The sequence below is a fragment of the Microvirga guangxiensis genome (assembly GCF_900102135.1).
Lineage (GTDB): Bacteria > Pseudomonadota > Alphaproteobacteria > Rhizobiales > Beijerinckiaceae > Microvirga > Microvirga guangxiensis.
This window is the reverse complement of the sequence record NZ_FMVJ01000009.1, coordinates 125,582-142,888: the sequence shown is the minus strand read 5'-3', so window position 1 is coordinate 142,888 and position 17,307 is coordinate 125,582. Positions and strand designations below refer to the sequence as shown.

Below are 17,307 nucleotides of genomic sequence, written 5' to 3'. Positions count from 1 at the left end.
GAGTTGCCTAAAGCGCGTACCTGCGCTCGGCCCTGAGGACTCCCTCGGCCATTTTGAGCCAGTAGCCCTTGGTTCCTGTCTCGAGCTGGGTGTGTTCCTCTGACACAACAGCCGCCCAACCAGGCCCATCCTTGTCGGTTAGCTCGCGAGCCTTCGCTTCAATTTCTTCGTCAGTCGGCACCAGCGACATCAGCAATCCCCGTGTGAGCCACGCACGATTTAGTTTCGATCATAGCCTTGGCAAGTCTCAGAACGGCAGCGGATCCTCCCCGCAGTTCGTGTACCGGAGCCGCTGGCCGATCAGGTCGGTTGGCTCATTGTTGATAGTGGCGCGGTGGCGGCACTGGCACTCGATCGTCGGGTCCTGCGGGATCGTGCGGGCAGGGGAGACGGCAGCTTTGGCAACGGGCTTTCGGTACTCCTCCATCGCCTTCAGCTTCAGACTGATAACAGCTTCGCCTGAACTACAGTGAACTTTATGAACCATCGGAAGAATAATAGATCAGACCGAAGTCCAGCAGCCGAACCTTACCAGCCTTATGGCAGACATTGTTTCATCGTATGTCGCCAACAACTCGGTGCATCGCAACGAACTACCGAACGTGATGGCTTCCGTTCATGCCGCCCTTAAGGCTTCGCTTGGCCTCGCACAGGCCGAGCCTGAGAAGCCACAGCCGGCCGTCCCAATCCGCAAATCTGTCACGCCGAATTATCTCATGAGTCTTGAGGACGGTCGGAAGTACAAATCTCTTAAGCGGCACCTCAGGACCCTCGGCCTCACTCCCAACGAATATCGCGCAGGGTGGGACCTCCCCGCCGAGTAACCTATGGTAGCCTCGAACTACTCGGCCAAGCGCTCAGAGCTTGCTCTGAGTATAGGCCCGGGTGAGAAGCGGGGGAAGACGGCAGCAAAAGGCGCTGTAGCAGGGGACGAGAGCAAGGCCGCCGGCCCGGAGCTCACTCCCAAGCCGAAACGTAAGGGCTCTGCTAAGAAGGACCGAGCGACTAAGTGAGACTGTCAGGACGGGAATGTTCGCTCAGCTGATCCGATGGAACGCCCGCTTATCGGCTTCCTTGGCCGGAGGCCATATGCTCCCATTCTCCAGGGATTTTGGATCTGCAGACATGTCTCCCAATCTGAACCTCTGCTCCAGATGGAACCCGCTTAGCTCAACCTGGGCGGGTCTTCTTTTGCTGGATTATCCTCGGCCACGCTGAGACCCGATGCGCTGGAGTGGGGTTGGCTTATTAACATAGATTAGGGGAAGGGCGGGCAAACGAAGCCTGTTTCGATGATTGATGACGAGCAGTTCAGGGGGCTGCAGCTTCCCAATACGCTAGAGCTTCCGCCCAGCCATACTGCAAGGATGGTCGGGCACTTCCTCCAGGGCGTATACGCGAGTGTTCTCAGAGAGGAGCATTCTCGGCATCTCATGGATCTAATCGAGAAGCTCAATGAAAGCGGGCGCGCATTTATGCGCTCAAGCCAACGCTAAAGTTCGACGAGGAGCCCGGGAGGGCAGTGCATCCGTGCTGGCTCCCGGGGCTCGCCTACAAATGCCAACGGTGGGCAGCTGAGATGGATGTGAGTTGATTGGCAGGAAAGCGCAAGGTACCCGAAGCCGAGACACTCCAGCATTTCTTAGGTTGCGGGCACTGAGAAAAGTAGCCCCAGCTGATCTCTCTCCCAAACATCAGCCAGAGCGCATGCGGCCTTTTGAGGAAACCCGCGTGGGGAAAATAACCGGCACCGGTGAACCGGTCATCCTGCGCATATATCTGGGAATCGCGCTCCCCGTGCCTGCCCGCTCTCAGGCGGACGGCCGCAGCCGCGCTGTGGCGCGAGGATATCCGTCAGGGCGTCCCGGAACGCCCGCTGGCGGTGGCGGCCTCCCTTGCCGGGAAACAGAGGCGACATCGGCCGGCCGAATCCGCCGCCCTCGAGTTTGGCCTAGTGGTCCGACCGTGCGATCCAAAGATCCACGTCGAAGGCGAGCAGTACGTGGTCCTGGTAGCGCCTCAGCGTCGCCGCCCGGTAGTCGTTGAAGTGCTGCTTCTCGTCGACATCGAGGATGCGCGGCGGCGAGCCCGGCACGACCAGGATGGGGTCGCAGCCGTGGGCGCTCGGATAGTGTCGGTAACCAGCCCGACGACAGCGTACTCGATCTCCTTAGGCATGCGGGGCCACTGCAGATGCGCCGTCCTCCGGTTGGTCGGATCTCGCGCCTTCGGCGACGATTTGGAGGGCCTCGTCCGGTAGCGGGCGTTGCAACTTCAGCGCCTCCTCGGCCGGAGCGGTAAGCCAGGTCTCGTACTCCTCCGAGGTGGTCAGGATCACTGGCATCGCCTTTGGGTGGATGGGTCCGACGACGCCATTCGGCTCGCACGTGAGGAACGAATAGAGCAGGTGCTCGCCTTCGACCGACTCGGCCTTCGTGCCGCGTACACCCGTCCAGGGCCGCCAGATGCCGGCAAACGCGGCAAGCGGCCGGTTCTCGTTCAACGCGAACCAGACCGGCGTCTTGCGCGGCTTGGTGTTCTTGTATTCGCTGAAACTGGTGAGCGGGACGAGGCAGCGGTACTGCGGCTTGAGCCACGCGCGCCAGAACGGCGAGGCGACGTTGCGCACGTTGGTGACCGGCTGGTTGCCGACCTTCGGCGGCGGGAAGCCCCAGCGCATCCGGATCAATTCGCGCTCGTCGTCGGCCATGCGCACCACCGGAGCCATCTGGTCCGGGAAGATCGCGGGCAGGGGCGGCACGTTGCCGGCGCTGTCGCGGGCGACCTCGAAGGCGTGGCGCATCGCCTCCTGGGTGGTGTAGCTCGAGTAGAGATTGCACACGGGCGGGATCCTCCTGCGGGGCATCGACACCTTATGCGGCCGCGGCCGTTCTCAAACCATGAAGAGGCTGGCATAGCTCGGACATGGCCGACAAGACGACGACAGCGATCTCCGAGTTTGTGAACGACCAAGCTCTGCCAGCGCTCGGCCGCATTCATCCTGTCGCTTCCCGGCTCGGGAGCCATGGCCATCGTCGCGATCGACAGGTCTGGCATCAGGGTCGGCGACGCCGTCAACTTCGACATCGGGCAATTCATGGCCGGCACCGGATGGGAGCAGATCAAGGAGCCGCATGTCGGCCGGAACGCCTGGACCGGCGCTTATCGGCGCGGCGACAAGATTATCCGCGTGCACTCGCGGCCCGGCGTAGGCGACGTGGTCGCCACCGTCGACGGCCGCCGCATCATCGCGGAATTCACAAAGGGCCCGCTCGTCGACAAGCCGGGACGCACAGAGCATTCGTTGCTCAGGATGGCGCTTGGCCAGACGCTGCTGTTCGAAGTCTCCGCCGACGACATCGTGGTCACCGCAGTGCCGGACACGCCTGCGTTCCGCCGGGTGGCGGAGACCTGGCGGAGCCCACCGCACGTCAGACGGGCGGGCATCCGGATCGCCTCGTGGCCCGCGACGCTCCGGTCTCCGGCCTGGTCCTGTGACGGCAAGATTATAGCCCTTTCACCAATCAGCCCCTCGCGGTGACGCGACGTCTCAGGCTGTGGATTCGCATTTCAAAAGCGGCACTGATCACAGGAACCTCTATGAAACTAGGGGTGCAGTTCGATAGCTTGACTTTAACCTGAGTATGAACAGACACTTGTAACTTAGAATCGAAATCGTTCTGACATGTGGCCCGACAACGAAACATCGCGTGATTTCTTAAACTTCTCCGGTGTCGCGGACACGGTCGCAGAAATCATCATTCAAGCGCGTGGGCGTCCGATCTCGATCGGCGTCTCAGGTGCCTGGGGGATTGGCAAATCCTCGATGATAAAACTCACGAAAGCGTCCTTGGCTGATCGCCCCCGTGAAGAAGGTGACCCGGAGTTCATCTTCGTCGAGTTTAACGCTTGGCTGTATCAGGGTTACGATGATGCCCGCGCCGCGTTGATGGACGTCATTGTCACCAAACTTGAGGCTGAGGCGGAAGCCCGGCAGACAGCCGTCGACACGGTGAAGGGACTGCTCAAGCGGGTGAAGTGGCTGCGCGCCGCCAAGCTTGTGGCCGGTTCCGCTGCGGCTGTCGCCTTCGGGCTCCCGCCAATGGGGCTTCTCGGTGAGGTATGGGGCATTGGACAGCGGGTCCTGTCTGGTAATGTTGACGAGACGCTAATCGAGGACGCTCAGAAAAAGACGGGTGAGGCCGCAGAGGCAGCCGGGGGCCTCCTGAAGCCTAAGGTAGAGACGTCACCCCCGAAGGAGATCCAAGCGCTGAGGGACACCTTTGAGGAAGCGCTGAAAGAACTGGGCGTCACTCTGGTCGTGTTGATTGATGATCTCGACCGCTGCCTGCCTGAAACGACAATCTCGACGTTGGAAGCGATCCGGCTGTTCCTTTTCTTGGACAACACAGCTTTCGTGATCGCGGCCGACAACGACATGATCAAGCACGCGGTGCGTAAGCATTTCGAGGGGGTGAGCGATGACCTGTTGGTTACCAACTACTTCGACAAGCTGATCCAGGTTCCTATCCGCGTCCCTCCATTAGGGACGCAGGAGGTGCGCGCCTACATGATGTTGCTGTTCGTTGAGAACAGCCGTCTGGACAAGGACGTGCGCGAGAAGATCCGCGCCGGAGTTTGTAAACAGCTACGCCAAACCTGGCAGGGCAAGCGCGTTGATCGCGCATTCGTTCAATCGCTCCACGAAACCCTCCCAGACGAACTTATCGGCAAGTTTGACACCGCAGATCGGCTTGCCCCGCTGATGACTACTGCAACGGGCATTGTCGGTAATCCCCGCCTGATCAAGCGGTTTCTGAATGCACTGGCGATCCGTATGGCGATCTCTAACGCACAGGGCGTCGGCGTCGATGAGGCTGTGCTTGCCAAGCTTCTCCTCTTCGAGCGGCTCGGGAATCCTAAGGCCTATGCGGAGTTGATTGCAGCGGTCAGCGCGAGCGATAGCGGCAAGCCAAGCTTCCTTGCTGAATGGGAGGAGAAAGCCACTGCCGGTAATGACCTCGGCCTGCAAGCACCTTGGGACGAGCCTTTTGTCAAGGAATGGCTGACGCTGCCACCTGCGTTAGCCGACATCGATCTTCGCGGCGCGCTTTATGTCAGCCGTGAGCATGCTCCCCTCATCACACCGGAGGACCGACTGTCGTCAGACGCAGCGGATCTGCTGGCCGCGCTCCTGCAACATCCGGAAATGGCAGGAAACCTCAAGGATCGCCTCGTGAGGGTCCCGCGATCGGAGATAACGGTCATGATGGACAGGCTCCTCGACCGTGCGCGTCAGGAGCAGGAGTGGGGCGTGCCGCCCATCCTGGAGGCCTGCCTCGTGGTGTCTGAAGCGGATCCTCCCCAAGGAATCCGTCTTGCGGCCTTCTTGAAAGAGCGTCCGCCGGCGCAGGTGCAGCCCAACATCGTCCCGAAGATCAGCGACCAGCCCTGGGCGGAAAGTGTGCTCGATACATGGGAGCGCGCAGCCGTCTCCAGACCCGTGAAGACAGTCATCAAGAGGCAGAGGGAAAATGGGGACGTCGCAGTCTAGCGGAGGACCGGGGCCCGGCGTGCCGATGGTCCCGTCATGGGTACCAGACTTGCCGGCGGTCGAACCGCCTGCCGGAGACGACACGGCGCCGGCCGACGACGCCGCACCGGAAGCTCCAGCTGACGGCGCGCCAAGCCATGAACCGCCTATAAGGCCTATTCCCGTCGCTCCGCCTGCACGATTTCTCGGGACGCGCAGGAGCTTGGGCGAATTTGCCCGGACGGGTGACGGCAGGGACATGCGTCGTGGGCTTGGCCACTATGTCAGAACCGGCTACGGAGGCTCAGGAACGGCTACGCGGCGGTTTGGCGGGACCGCAGGAACTGCTGGGGCGTTGCATGGAGCCCTATCGAGCGTCGCCGCCGGAGCGCCCGCCGCGCCGGGAAGTCCCCTCAATCCAGCGTTGCTCGCTGGGCGTTCCGCGCAGGAGGTGATGGACGCCGTCGTCGAGGCCGTGCGTCCTATCGATGGTACGCAAGACGCGGAGGCGTCGCGTGCTGCAATTCGCGATGCGTTGTCCGAGTTGCTCACCCGGTTCCCAGACGCCGACCTGCTGAGTCTGGACGATGATCAGCGAAATTTCGCTATCGAGCGTTTCGCCGCATTTGATGTCGTCCGCCGGTTCGAACTTGATGTGGGAAAGACGATCATTGAGAAGGCTCCAAGTGCCGCGGCAGCGCTTTCGCGGCTGAAGCAAGTGCGGGATTTCGTAAAAGAGACCGTAGCAGCGTCGTTCCGGAAACTGCGCGCAGCAGGGCGAAGTTTATCGGCGGGGCGCGTCAACAGAGTTGTCCGGGATGCCTTGCGAGAAACTTTTGTCGTGTTCGAGGGATACGCGGAATGAGGTTGGTTTGCGGTCCGGAAACATTTGAGGTGCCTGCAGGTGAGGAATCGCTCCGTGTAATACTCTATGGACAACCAGGCGCAGAAGACCGCGGTAGTGCCGGCGATGCGGCGAGAAGTGAGATCCTCCGGCGCAAGCTTATGGTCGCGCCTCGTGCGTGGGATCTTCTCTCTTTAGCGCTTTCCGTGGTAGCCGCTGACTTGGCAGGCCAACGTGACCGAAGCCCGGATGGCTGGACCCGCGAGTTCGAGCTGGAGGTGGCGGTTACCGATCCAAGTTTTTGGAATTGCCAAGCCACGGCCATCACTGAAGCTCTGGCGTTTTTGACCACGGATCGCTGGCAGCTGCGCTTTCATGATGGCGGAATGCTTCCGGCACCTCCCCGGGACCCTGCGTTCCCGGAGGACGACTGTGTGGTATTGCTGTCGGGCGGGCTCGACAGTTTGGTCGGCGCGGTCGACTTGGTGGCCGCCGGCAGGCGGCCGCTCGCAGTCAGCCAGATCGTGAGGGGCGACGCGGAAAAGCAGGTTGATTTCGCCTCCAGTATCGGCGGAGGCTTGACCCACCTGCAGCTCAATCACAATGCCCATATCCCAGGAAACGAGGAGTCGTCGCAGAGGGCGCGATCGCTAATCTTCCTGACGTTCGGGGTCTTGGCCGCGACAGCGCTACGTCGTTACCACGATGGAGATGTCGTTCCGCTGTACGTATGCGAGAACGGATTTATCGCGATCAACCCGCCGCTAACCGGTGCCCGGTTAGGTAGCTTGAGCACCCGTACCGCTCACCCTGAGTTTCTAGCTAAGCTGCAAGGAGTTCTCGATGCCGCTGATTTGCGCGTTGATGTAAAGAATCCCTACCAGCTCAAGACCAAGGGCGAAATGCTTGCAGGGTGCGCGGATCAGGCGTTTCTGCGGGCCCAGGCAGCAAGCTCGACGAGTTGTGGCCGCTTCCAGAGGTTCAATTACAGGCAGTGCGGACGGTGCGTACCATGCCAGGTTCGTCGGGCGGCGTTTGTGGCCTGGGGCGTGCCGGATACCACCTCGTATGTCTATGAACCGATAGGCCAGGATGATGCAGAGCACGCTGGTTTTGACGACGTCCGCTCCGTTGCAATAGCTATCGCTCAGGTTGAAGCCGACGGCTTCGATGGCTGGATTGGTGCTTCGCTCAGTTCGCGTGTCGTCGGTAATCCCGGCCCATTAAAGACGCTAGTGAAACGCGGCCTAGACGAGCTGAAGGCGCTGCACCGCATCTACGGTGTGACGTGATCGACTTCCATTGTCATCTCGACCTATATCCTGACCCTCATCGCATTGCGCGGGAGTGCGGGGCGCGAAATATGTATGTGCTGTCCGTCACAACGACGCCATCGGCTTGGGAAGGGACCGCGGCTCTAGCGGATGGCGCCTCCCGAATCAGGACAGCACTAGGCTTGCATCCACAACTCGCGCATGAGCGGAAGGCCGAGCTGCCCTTGTTTGAGAAACTGCTCCCTCGGACGCGGTATGTCGGCGAGATCGGACTTGATGGTGGGCCTGAATTAAAACCCCATTGGGCAGACCAGACCTTCGTCTTTAATCATATTCTAAAATGCTGCAGCGCCGCCGGCGGCAGGGTTCTTTCCATTCATAGCCGACGGGCTGCGTCTGCGGTTCTGGACGCGCTCGGTGCGACGCCAGGGGCAGGGGTTCCAATTCTGCACTGGTTCTCGGGCACTCACCGGGAACTCGCTCGTGCTATTGAGATGGGTTGTTGGTTTAGCATCGGCCCGACTATGCTCGGCACTGAAAAGGGGCGAGCCCTGACCTCGCGGGCTCCACGAGATCGGATCCTTACGGAAACGGATGGCCCATTCGCTTCTGTGGAAGGGCGATCTGCGCTGCCGTGGGATGTCGACTATGCCGTTAGGCATCTTAGTGACCTTTGGCGACAGCCGATGGTCGAGGTGCGACAGCAGCTAAATTCAAATCTCAGAAACTTGATAGGGTCGTTACCGACCATGGACTAGAGGGCTGCAAGGGTGCGCCTTTGAGAGGACAGCGCATAAACTGTCACTTTGGCGTTTCGGCCCGGAATCGGGCGGCCGCGCCAGACGTGTCCGGCTTACGACGCCAGCACCTCGCGCCGGACCTTGACGGGCTGCGCCGGGACGTAGACCAGACGCCGGTGCCAGTCGCACCAGCTCGACCCCTCCGGCGTCGGGGCTCCGCAGCAGACGGCGCTGCGCAGGTCCTCCGAGACGATGAAGCGGCACTGCCGCGTTCCAAGCTTGAGGAGTTTCGTGCGTTGTCTGGGGTCGGGCTCTTGCATGACGGACACCTATGGCATGGCGAGGCGGATCAACGGAAGTCCCGGGTCGCGACGCGAATGGCGGACGCTTCGCTCTTCTCCTCGATTAGGTCGATTGGCGGCGCGGGCGCGACCTCCTTTGATCCCTCGCGCAGGCGGTCGCGCGTGCCAACCTTCGCCTCGTCGCTGCGCATGCTGAAGGGATCGTCGCGGTCGCCAACGCTGCGCAGAAGGTCTGACAGGTCGACGAGGTGCTCAGCGATGAGGTGGGTCACGCCGCCCTCGCGCTGGTAGCGTCTGCGGACCGCTATCATGCCCGACGAGAGGATCAGCCGGCACTGCTTGTCGTAGAGCGACGGCCACACGATGATGTTGGCGATGTCGGTTTCGTCCTCGATCGTCATGAACATCACGCCCTTGGCCGAGCCCGGCTTATGGCGCACGAGCACCAAGCCGGCGACCATCACGCACTCACCATCGCAGACGTGATGGAGGTCGGCGCCGTTCCGAAACCGGCGCTCTCGTAGTTCGATGCACAGGAAGGCGAATAGGTGCTGGCGTAGGGTCAGTCTCTGCGAGCGGGCGTCTTCGACGACCTCTCAGGTGAGAGTTGGGAAAAAAGTGTCTCTTGAGGGAATAGAACAAACAATCCCCGGAAAAGAACCGTCTGATCTGAACACAGGAGTTCAGGATCGGATCCTCTCATCATCAGGCCGCATCACCACACTCCGATGGAGTGCAGCTTGATCACTGACCTGCCATACCATCATGCACGAACATCACATCGACCTGAACGCCAGGCTGGAGGCGCACGCCATCCTGGACCGCTTGGTGGCCGACGGCCCTACCTTCCCGGTAGAAGACGCCCGCCGGCTGATCGACTTAGTTCCGGTGGTGCCCAGCTCCCGCATCTCCTTCACCGGGGTCTTCAGAAGGCGCGGACCAAGCGCCAAGGGACATGCCGCCGGCATCGGCGACGTCAACCTAGAAGGAGAAGAGAAGCAGACGACCTTCGCTCTCAATGTCCCCGTCTCATATCGGATCGGCGGCTATGTGGTGACGCACACGCCCGGGCTCCTGGACATCGAGCTGATGTGGACTGAAACCCGAGCCGACCGGACAGGCCAGAGTTGCTCGCTGATCTATGACATCAGCACCAAAGAACCGGAGGAAATGCGTATTGCCGTGCAGAAGTCTCTGACCATGCTCTTCATCACCTTCAACTACATCTCGCTCGTCCCCTGGAAGCTCCCTGCGAGTGCCTGAGCCCCCATAGCGGTCTGAAGGTCTCCGGCAAGGGAAAGGTCACGCCCTCCGCAAAACCGCTTGAGCCGGAGAATACCCTGACGACTCGACCACCCTCAAAGTCGGCACACCTTGAGAAGCAGAGCTCAGGCCTTGGGCGACTCTCGCAACGATACTTATGTCGTGGGAGCAGCCTTACTGTCTTGCGAAGTAGCTGAACATTACGCTAATATATAAATCGCTAATCCGAATTATAGTTCTCAGCGAACTATGATTCGCGTTGGGCGCCTGAAATGCTGGCAACAATAGTGCAAGGAACGTTCCAAATCTCAAAAACGGAACGCAAATTCATTAAGCGCCGATATTCGACCGATACTAAACCGCACATCTCAAAGGCAAAAAAATGAGTAAGCTCGCTCACGGCCACGAAGGCAAACAATCCATTATAGTTGGTACGCGCACGGGTGGTCAGGGAAAAACACTGGTGTCACAGGTCTTGCAATATACATTCAAAGAATGTGGTGAACCGCTCAAGATCATGGCTGCTGACACAGCAACAGCAAAAGGCGCTGCAGCAAAGTCAAAGCTTGCCCGCTTTCTGGAGCCCGATGACGATGTAGAAGAACTCGGCATTGGCGCGACGCTTCAGTCTATCCGTTCTGATCAGGACGCGGCCCTGAATTACTGGGAGCGTCTCGGTGAGGGTCTCAGCGAAGGCAATCTCCTTGTGGACGTTGGAGCGAATGTCCTGCCAGGAATCTGGGAATGGGCAACTGAAACCAATGCGGGGCGTATTCTTAGGACGGCGCCCCCGATTTGGCTCGTCATCCCGGTTACAGCGCAAGCTCAGAGTCTCATTGATGCCTGCGACCTGATCCGATTGGCAGAGGCGAAACAGGAGCACCTGCCGATCGCCAAGTACATCGTTGTCTTCAATGAGCACGAAGGGAAGTTCGACGGTATCCGGGATGCTCTAGAGTACAAAGAACTCGCGAAGCTCATTGCGGCTGTAAAGGCCTGCAGTGTCAGAATGGAGCGCTGCATATCCTCCGTTTGGCAGAGGATGCAAACTGAGTATATTTCTCTCAAGACCATGCGAAGCCTTACATATCGCGATTATGCAACCCGTTTCGCGCTGAGTGTCTTTAAGAGTTCAGCCGCGGAGAAGGACTTTGTTGAATGGATGTATTTAACCACGAAGGCCTTCCATCCAGCTTTGACCTCCCAGAGAACTTGAAGACAGCATGGAAATGCAGAAAATAGAAAGGTGAGTACTATGACAGACCAATTGCATGTCCATGATGCTGTTCCTATCTCCGATCCGGATGATAGCCTGCTGCAGCAGATAAGCGAGGATTTCAGTGAGAGCCTGCAAAAGCTGGCGAGCTTCACTCCCAAGGAAATCCAAATGTCTGTCTTGGCGGCCACCTTACAGCTTTACAATTCGGGGCGTTACGGGAAGGATTTTGAAGGAATGAAGCTGTCGGCTAAAGATGCTGTTGCACTCTCATCGCTGGCTCTGAACGTGGACAGCATTGGCGGTATCTTTGTCGAAGTCACTGCCGAGCATCACCATACATACAACGTCTTCGCGCACGCTCAGGCTGAGGCCGATGGAATGTTCAAACGCGCAGCCAAATAGAGGGCTGGCTGCGATCCTCCGACGGTAAGGGGCATTTGCGAGAGGTTTGACCTCTCGCATTTCCTCTCCGCTGAGATAGTTGGAGGTGGGCGTGCCTGGAGTTCAGGGCCAAGGCTATCCACGCTGCTTCCACTGCTCCCGCGCAGCGGATTCGTTACACCTGAACTTATCAAGGAATCGCGTTCACCAGACTGGCTCGCATCACCGGGCCATTCCGTGCTGATGTGGCAGAGGGAACGCTCTTGCGAGGGTTAATCAAATCGCCCGATCCCAGGCTCAAACGCCTCCGATCGGCTATGTCTTTTCGCTTGCCGCAGCCCAGCCGCAAAAAACCAAATCTAGTTAAAGTTTGAGTAGCCGTCCCGAGTGCCGAGGATCGCGAGCGTTATCAGGGGTGTGAGCGAAGAACCTCGCGTTGAGGGCGTCCCGAGAAAACGCTCATCGGGAAGCAAGGCGCTGTACAGAGTCCACTGCCCACCGGGCAGCCCAAGCAGCCTGAGCAGCAGGTCTCAATCCCAATAGGCATAGGGTGCGAGAAATTGTATCTAATTCAGAGTATGAGTTTTTAATTCATGATTCGAGAATTAAGATGCAAAGACCCCACACCCTAGGCCTGACCACCCAGTTCGTGAACGATGCTCACTGTGCTCTGACGGATTTAGGCTTACGCAACAAGATGATCTCCCTTCCGCAGGGCACCCGAGGACGTTCGATCGAATTCAACATCGATCCAGACTTTCTCTACACAGCCTTCTTTCACCAAAGCCGCACTTTGCAGATCGGTCAGGCTCCCTTGCTGCTCGCTCAGGAGTCCCAGAGAAGCGCGCCAGAATTACGACAGAGTATTATCTCGCTCCGGGCGAAAGCGGAGGCGATCGCCAGTGAGCAGGGCGTTGAGACCCTGCGCTTGGCTATCGGAGCTATCGCCTGGAGGGAGTCTGACGGGACTGCCCGCAACGCGCCTCTCTTCACATTGGCTGTTACTATCTCGAATGATCTTATAATTTTGCCCTCGGGGCCTTTAGAACCCAATGAGACATTCTTACTCCACGCAGCCGCAAGGGGTGTTGACATTGTAATTGATCCAACAAAGCCCCTGTCCCAGGCTCTCGTTGTTGCTGAGCCAAGCAATGCAGGCGAACTCACTGTTCTTGGCTACAAGCCTCGCGCCAACCTTAATTTATATGCTGGTAAGAGCGCGGCTATGCATCGAGCGCTTGATCTCTCGTTGCGTCCGGAGCTAGTGAACATGGGAGCGCTCCGTGTCCTCGCAGGCGGGCGCTTGGATATTCCTGCCATTCAGCCAGCAACACCAAATCTCCATATTGTCGGTGCAGATCATAGCCAGGATAAGGTGATCACCGCTGCGCGAGCAGGACAGTCGTTGATCGTTCAAGGACCGCCCGGCACGGGCAAGACGCAGACCATTATCAATACGGTGGCCAATTTCCTAAGGGATGGAAAGCGTGTTCTCGTTTCGGCAGAGAAGACCGCTGCGCTTGATGTAATTGCGTCCCGATGGCCAATGTCCGCTCGTGAGCTTCCCTCACCGATACTTCTTAGTGAAAACGGGCCCTCCTTACCTACAGATGCCGAGTTCGTCATTGCGACTCCAGCGGTGGCAGCGCTCAAAATCCCAAAGCGCTTCTTGTTTGACGTCGTTATCATTGATGAAGCTTCGCAAATCCGCCTCTCGCATGCTGCAGTTGTCGCGGCATTGGCCAATCAGGTGATCGTTATTGGCGACTCACAGCAGATGTCGCCAAGCAGGCTGTTCAATCGAACTAAACAAATGTCGGCCGGTACGGATATGGCCGGAAGTTTGCTCGGTCACGTCATCTCATGCGGGTTGCCTTCGATCATGTTGCGACAACATTATCGATCAGAGCATGAGAGCCTCATCCTATTCTCAAGCAAACGGTTCTATCAGGGTGAGCTCGACATACTACCCTCGCCCGTCCGCGATGGTACTCTTGGCGCGTACTTCAAGTTCGTGCCCAACGCTGTCTATGAGCGCGGTGGCAGTCGAGACAATCTCGTTGAGGCCACAGCCCTGATCTCTGATGCACTCGAACTCGCAAAGGAGAATCGGTCGCGGCTGGACAGTCGTAACTCCGGCCCGGCCCCGCGTTCGGTGGGTATCATCACGATGAACGAGAAGCAACGTGATCTTATCCTAGCGCTCTTGCCTGACGCACTTTCGAACGCAGGGCTCTCAGAGGCTGATCTGGCAGGGCGCGATGGGAATGAGAAGTTGTTCGTAAAAGCGCTTGAGAATGTGCAGGGTGATGAGCGCGACGTCATTCTGGTCTCGACAACCTATGGTCCAGACCGCCATGGCCGGTTCGCTGCCCACCTGGGGCTCCTTTCATACCCCGGAGCGGCTCAGCGGGTGAACGTGCTCGCCACTCGCTCTCGGTCAAAAACAGTGGTCTATCATTCGTTCGACATCCAGCGACTGGCCGATAGTGACAGCGACGGAGCACACGCCTTCCGGGACTACTGGAAGTCTTTGCAGCGGACCTCTGTCATTCGGCCGATTACCGAACCGAATGTTGAGTCAAACGACGAGCTTGATTTGGCCTTTCGAGCAGTCCACAGATGGCTGAACTCAGGACAATTTACTGTTCACAAATTTCCCCGCTTTATCGCAGGGTTCCGGAGAACCGATCAGAGACAACGTGGACTTGACCGTTACGATGTGTGTTTCTATTTCACGGGACTTCGCTCGCCCTTGGAAGAGGCATCCGACATCGCTCGGATCGAGAAACTCGGCTGGACCTTGTGTAGGATACCAATTGAACGTTGGCGTGATCAAACACATGGTCTGGCACAATGCTTCCATCTTCCGACTGCTCAGTGGAATGTTAGGACAAGGGAGTTGCTCCATAATGTGTACTGCGCAATATCAATCCCGTTTTTGTCTCGTAACATTTTCTTGTGCGCTCAATAATTGGGCTTAGCGCAACCTGACTGGGTGGTTGAGACGTACTGTGGGCGCTTGGTCGAACGAGCGTCCATCTTGACCAAAGCATAGGATGCTGCCCACTCCGCCGTAGCTCGGCGCTGCTATTGGCTGACGCAGATCGCCAACCTTCGAAGACAGGACGGCGAACTTGCAGTCTCAATGTTGCAGGCTTGTATTATCGCGACAGCATCCGTAGTGTGAGCTGGCCTGTTGTACAGGTCGCGCGCGTTCGTATCCCCTGATCGTGAGCTGCATGCAGACCGCGTCCATAATAAGGGCAACGAGAAAGTGAATCTGAATGCTACGCGTATCTCATCTCGTATGATACTGCCCGAATGGGAGCATATTGGCCGCAAGAGCCACGCGCGATGTTCCTGATTGTTGAGATCTATGATCTCTTGGTGATAGATGAGAAAATCGACCGCGGAGCAAGTTATAGTGGCAACAGAACCGAGGCGCCGGAATTTGGCGGGCTATAGGGTGCTTGTCGGCTAATCCTGGGCCCGGTCGGTCAGGTGTCTTTCTAGTCGGTGAGCATGGGTGAGTTCGTAGGCCTCGGCTTTTGAGCGCGGGCCTCACCTAACATCCGATCAATGGAATACAGCTCCTGTTCCAACTGCTCTTTTTGGGATTCTACTTCGGTCGTCCAACTGGACTGTTCCCCGTCATAACGGGCGTAGAGGTCGTCCAGCGCCTCTTCCAGCACGCGCTTCCGGTTCTCGAGTCTTTGGAATTCTTGAGGAGCAGTGCCTTCATCGATCATCTTTGCAACAGCAGGATTCTCTATTCGGATGCCAGGGCTCAGGCAATGTAATTCATCTTGTTGTGGTGAGGATTTCCTGCATTTGACCGGAACCGGCGGATCGAAATCGGGCGGCTCACCCTCCGCAGTCACATTGTGGATCTGATTAGCATGACAGGTGAATGCCTCTGCGTTCTTTTCAGATGACCGATGGGAAGTGGGTTGGAAGACGCCGGTTGACCGACCCGCTTGGGAAAGTGGGGAAGCCTGAACATCGTTGTTGCTGATTGCATGTTGTTTTGAAGCGCAGTTAGCCTGAGGCTCGTGCGCAAGTGTGTTGCGCGGTGGCAAGAGATCGTCCTGCGTTATGATCGCTTCAGTTTTGTGCAGCGAAACATGTCTATCGCCTGAGGGACGCAAGATATCGGGATTTTTTTGAGTTGTGAAAGTTAAGATGCCAGAATGACGTGAGCCAGTGCTGGGAGACGTAACGTTTGAATAGACGCGGGATCCATCTCTTGCAGGCTTTAGAGCACGTTCTGCCTGATACTGGGTGACCATCTCTATCACCAACTCGGCCTCTTTGATCTTCTCGCTCGTTGCCTGTTTTGCCTTTTCTATCCTCTGCCTCGCTATCTCTTCACTAGCCTCGAGATCCTTAAGTAGTTTCGCCTTTCGCATTTGTGCACGAGCTTTAGCAACGGTGGGTCGCTCGCTGCCCCAGGGGTAAACTTTGCCGAATTCTCGTAGCCTGCTCATTCGCGTGCGCCCCTGTGAGCCTGCCCGAGGCAACGACAGCGCATGGGACAATCTGGCTCCCATCAGGTCGCTCGAGCTGGTACTTCCAGCTTCTTATCTTTGCGAACTGTAAGTTTGTAAAGCGAAATAATCTGCATATCTCGGTCGGTCCTCGAGTATGTATTCGGCAGCTCTGACCGGGAAGCCGGAAAAGTGACAGGCAAGCGAATGGTTGAGCGCAGGGGATGGTTCGCGCAGCCGATTATCGAACGATCATTGGTCGCTGAAAGTTTGGAGATGCTTGGAAACTTGCGGGGCGCAAGGTGGTCAAGATGTGGAGCACAGGCAGGCGCTCCATTGCAGAAGAAACGCTCGACTTGATCGGACGGGTTATGTGATGCGTGATGCTCTTGCCCGGATCCAGTGACTGAATTTGGTGCTCTCGGGTTGCTCACAGGGGCTCAGAGCATTCTTCTCTGACAGCGAGACTCAAGCGAAAGACAAAGTTGAACGGTGCCGTGACGGTGCAAGCTCTAATGAGGCAGGGGGCCTGTGTACGGGTGACACAGGAGAAATCTAGCGCGGCTCTGATGATGGGCAGGTTCAAGGGAAAGAATGAGGCTTGTTCTAAACTTCCTTCCCAAATCGTGACACCTTCTGATCGCGCTCACGTGGAGCAATTCGGAAGGCGACCGCGATTCACGAACAGCCGGACCAGGTGAATGATATCGGCTCTATGAATAGTGACGTCGTCTCGGTCGAGATGTGGATTTCGGCAGTCTGGATCCTGCCGGGTTGGAGCTTCCGATGGTCTAGTTAGCCATCTTGCTTCAACGGTCGCGACAAGTCCGGAGAGACATGTAGGCCGATGGCCAAGCGAACGGCAGCAGGAAGAATAGCCTGTTCTCCATTCTTCCCGCTATCCAATGACTTCACAGCTGTATCTTTGGTGCCGACGGCCACCTAATCTCTCCAGTGCATCTGTCGGGACACACCAGTTCCCCTGCCAGACTCCGCGCGTGCAAAGTAAAACCGCGTGTTTGAGCGTTTAAAGAACGCCATGTCTCTGTGCTTGGTCGGAATACAGTTTCTTAGCTTGGCGCTACGCTCGACCCATAATAGCGGGTGTTCCCCCGCGTTCGCGCTTGAGCGTAGTCACACCAGTTTGTACTACCGGAATACATTGCAGCGGCAAACGGGGCCGCGCTTTTCACATGTGCGCGTCCCCAAACCCGCTAGGAAGGGCTTGGAGGCCGATCCTGGCAGGACATGGTCCGAGGCC

Annotated in this window: 15 protein-coding genes; 10 read left to right on the top strand and 5 right to left on the bottom strand. The window is 57.9% G+C overall.

The window, feature by feature from the left end; translation table 11 throughout:
* Nucleotides 1-247: 247 nt before the first annotated feature.
* On the bottom strand, nt 248-427 hold the full coding sequence (locus BLP10_RS16175) for a hypothetical protein (protein ID WP_091136846.1): 180 nt from the start codon (nt 425-427) through the stop codon (nt 248-250).
* Nucleotides 428-539: 112 nt separating this feature from the next.
* On the opposite strand from BLP10_RS16175, the gene BLP10_RS24085 reads away from it, so the two are divergent.
* Nucleotides 540-824 carry a Ros/MucR family transcriptional regulator gene (locus BLP10_RS24085; RefSeq protein WP_425286962.1) on the top strand — a complete coding sequence of 95 codons (285 nt, stop codon included), beginning with the start codon at nt 540-542 and terminating at the stop codon, nt 822-824.
* Nucleotides 825-2,170: 1,346 nt separating this feature from the next.
* Here BLP10_RS24085 and BLP10_RS16160 read toward each other — a convergent pair.
* Nucleotides 2,171-2,842, bottom strand: a complete 672-nt coding sequence (locus BLP10_RS16160) for an SOS response-associated peptidase (RefSeq protein ID WP_091136840.1) — start codon at nt 2,840-2,842, stop codon at nt 2,171-2,173.
* Between the two features lie 183 nt (nt 2,843-3,025).
* Here BLP10_RS16160 and BLP10_RS16155 point away from each other — a divergent pair, with 183 nt between their 5' ends.
* The 5 genes from BLP10_RS16155 (at nt 3,026) to qatD (ending at nt 8,409) form a co-directional block, all read left to right on the top strand.
* A complete protein-coding gene (locus tag BLP10_RS16155; protein WP_175493941.1) occupies nt 3,026-3,541 on the top strand; it encodes a hypothetical protein in 516 nt (171 codons plus the stop codon).
* Between the two features lie 144 nt (nt 3,542-3,685).
* Entirely contained in the window at nt 3,686-5,554 is a 1,869-nt protein-coding gene (locus BLP10_RS16150) for a KAP family P-loop NTPase fold protein (protein ID WP_091136838.1), read from the top strand.
* Complete coding sequence (gene qatB, locus BLP10_RS23965) at nt 5,535-6,398, top strand: Qat anti-phage system associated protein QatB (RefSeq protein WP_091136835.1); 864 nt, start codon at nt 5,535-5,537, stop codon at nt 6,396-6,398. Before BLP10_RS16150 ends, qatB begins: the two co-directional genes overlap by 20 nt.
* 140 nt (nt 6,399-6,538) lie before the next feature.
* Entirely contained in the window at nt 6,539-7,669 is a 1,131-nt protein-coding gene (qatC, locus tag BLP10_RS16140) for a Qat anti-phage system QueC-like protein QatC (protein WP_244510583.1), read from the top strand.
* Complete coding sequence (qatD, locus tag BLP10_RS16135; protein WP_091136831.1) at nt 7,666-8,409, top strand: Qat anti-phage system TatD family nuclease QatD; 744 nt, start codon at nt 7,666-7,668, stop codon at nt 8,407-8,409. The genes qatC and qatD overlap by 4 nt, the downstream gene beginning before the upstream one ends.
* A 95-nt stretch (nt 8,410-8,504) precedes the next feature.
* Here qatD and BLP10_RS16130 read toward each other — a convergent pair whose 3' ends face one another.
* Entirely contained in the window at nt 8,505-8,711 is a 207-nt protein-coding gene (locus BLP10_RS16130; RefSeq protein ID WP_091136829.1) for a GcrA family cell cycle regulator, read from the bottom strand.
* Nucleotides 8,712-8,740: 29 nt separating this feature from the next.
* Nucleotides 8,741-9,154, bottom strand: a complete 414-nt coding sequence (locus BLP10_RS16125; protein WP_091136828.1) for a hypothetical protein — start codon at nt 9,152-9,154, stop codon at nt 8,741-8,743.
* A 304-nt stretch (nt 9,155-9,458) separates the two neighbouring features.
* Here BLP10_RS16125 and BLP10_RS16120 point away from each other — a divergent pair, with 304 nt between their 5' ends.
* From BLP10_RS16120 to BLP10_RS16105, 4 genes are all read left to right on the top strand, one after another.
* Nucleotides 9,459-9,956, top strand: a complete 498-nt coding sequence (locus BLP10_RS16120; protein ID WP_175493940.1) for a hypothetical protein — start codon at nt 9,459-9,461, stop codon at nt 9,954-9,956.
* Nucleotides 9,957-10,338: 382 nt separating this feature from the next.
* Nucleotides 10,339-11,172: a hypothetical protein gene (locus BLP10_RS16115; RefSeq protein WP_091136826.1), complete on the top strand. Its 834-nt coding sequence runs from the start codon at nt 10,339-10,341 to the stop codon at nt 11,170-11,172.
* A gap of 39 nt (nt 11,173-11,211) precedes the next feature.
* A complete protein-coding gene (locus BLP10_RS16110; RefSeq protein WP_091136823.1) occupies nt 11,212-11,577 on the top strand; it encodes a hypothetical protein in 366 nt (121 codons plus the stop codon).
* Between the two features lie 589 nt (nt 11,578-12,166).
* Nucleotides 12,167-14,530 carry a DEAD/DEAH box helicase gene (locus BLP10_RS16105; protein WP_091136821.1) on the top strand — a complete coding sequence of 788 codons (2,364 nt, stop codon included), beginning with the start codon at nt 12,167-12,169 and terminating at the stop codon, nt 14,528-14,530.
* 538 nt (nt 14,531-15,068) lie between these two features.
* Here BLP10_RS16105 and BLP10_RS16100 read toward each other — a convergent pair.
* Nucleotides 15,069-16,046, bottom strand: coding sequence for a hypothetical protein (locus tag BLP10_RS16100; protein ID WP_139165515.1), 978 nt, complete (start codon nt 16,044-16,046; stop codon nt 15,069-15,071).
* Between the last annotated feature and the right edge of the window lie 1,261 nt (nt 16,047-17,307).

Bases quoted from the DNA above. Each gene is read 5' to 3' on its own strand.
- BLP10_RS16105 (WP_091136821.1), top strand. From the start codon at position 12,167: ATGCAAAGACCCCACACCCTAGGCCTGACCACCCAGTTCGTGAACGAT.
- BLP10_RS16100 (WP_139165515.1), bottom strand. From the start codon at position 16,046: ATGAGCAGGCTACGAGAATTCGGCAAAGTTTACCCCTGGGGCAGCGAG.
- BLP10_RS16110 (WP_091136823.1), top strand. From the start codon at position 11,212: ATGACAGACCAATTGCATGTCCATGATGCTGTTCCTATCTCCGATCCG.
- BLP10_RS16125 (WP_091136828.1), bottom strand. From the start codon at position 9,154: ATGGTCGCCGGCTTGGTGCTCGTGCGCCATAAGCCGGGCTCGGCCAAG.
- BLP10_RS16175 (WP_091136846.1), bottom strand. From the start codon at position 427: ATGGAGGAGTACCGAAAGCCCGTTGCCAAAGCTGCCGTCTCCCCTGCC.
- BLP10_RS24085 (WP_425286962.1), top strand. From the start codon at position 540: ATGGCAGACATTGTTTCATCGTATGTCGCCAACAACTCGGTGCATCGC.
- BLP10_RS16120 (WP_175493940.1), top strand. From the start codon at position 9,459: ATGCACGAACATCACATCGACCTGAACGCCAGGCTGGAGGCGCACGCC.
- BLP10_RS16155 (WP_175493941.1), top strand. From the start codon at position 3,026: ATGGCCATCGTCGCGATCGACAGGTCTGGCATCAGGGTCGGCGACGCC.
- BLP10_RS16130 (WP_091136829.1), bottom strand. From the start codon at position 8,711: ATGCAAGAGCCCGACCCCAGACAACGCACGAAACTCCTCAAGCTTGGA.
- BLP10_RS16115 (WP_091136826.1), top strand. From the start codon at position 10,339: ATGAGTAAGCTCGCTCACGGCCACGAAGGCAAACAATCCATTATAGTT.
- qatB (WP_091136835.1), top strand. From the start codon at position 5,535: ATGGGGACGTCGCAGTCTAGCGGAGGACCGGGGCCCGGCGTGCCGATG.
- BLP10_RS16150 (WP_091136838.1), top strand. From the start codon at position 3,686: ATGTGGCCCGACAACGAAACATCGCGTGATTTCTTAAACTTCTCCGGT.
- qatC (WP_244510583.1), top strand. From the start codon at position 6,539: ATGGTCGCGCCTCGTGCGTGGGATCTTCTCTCTTTAGCGCTTTCCGTG.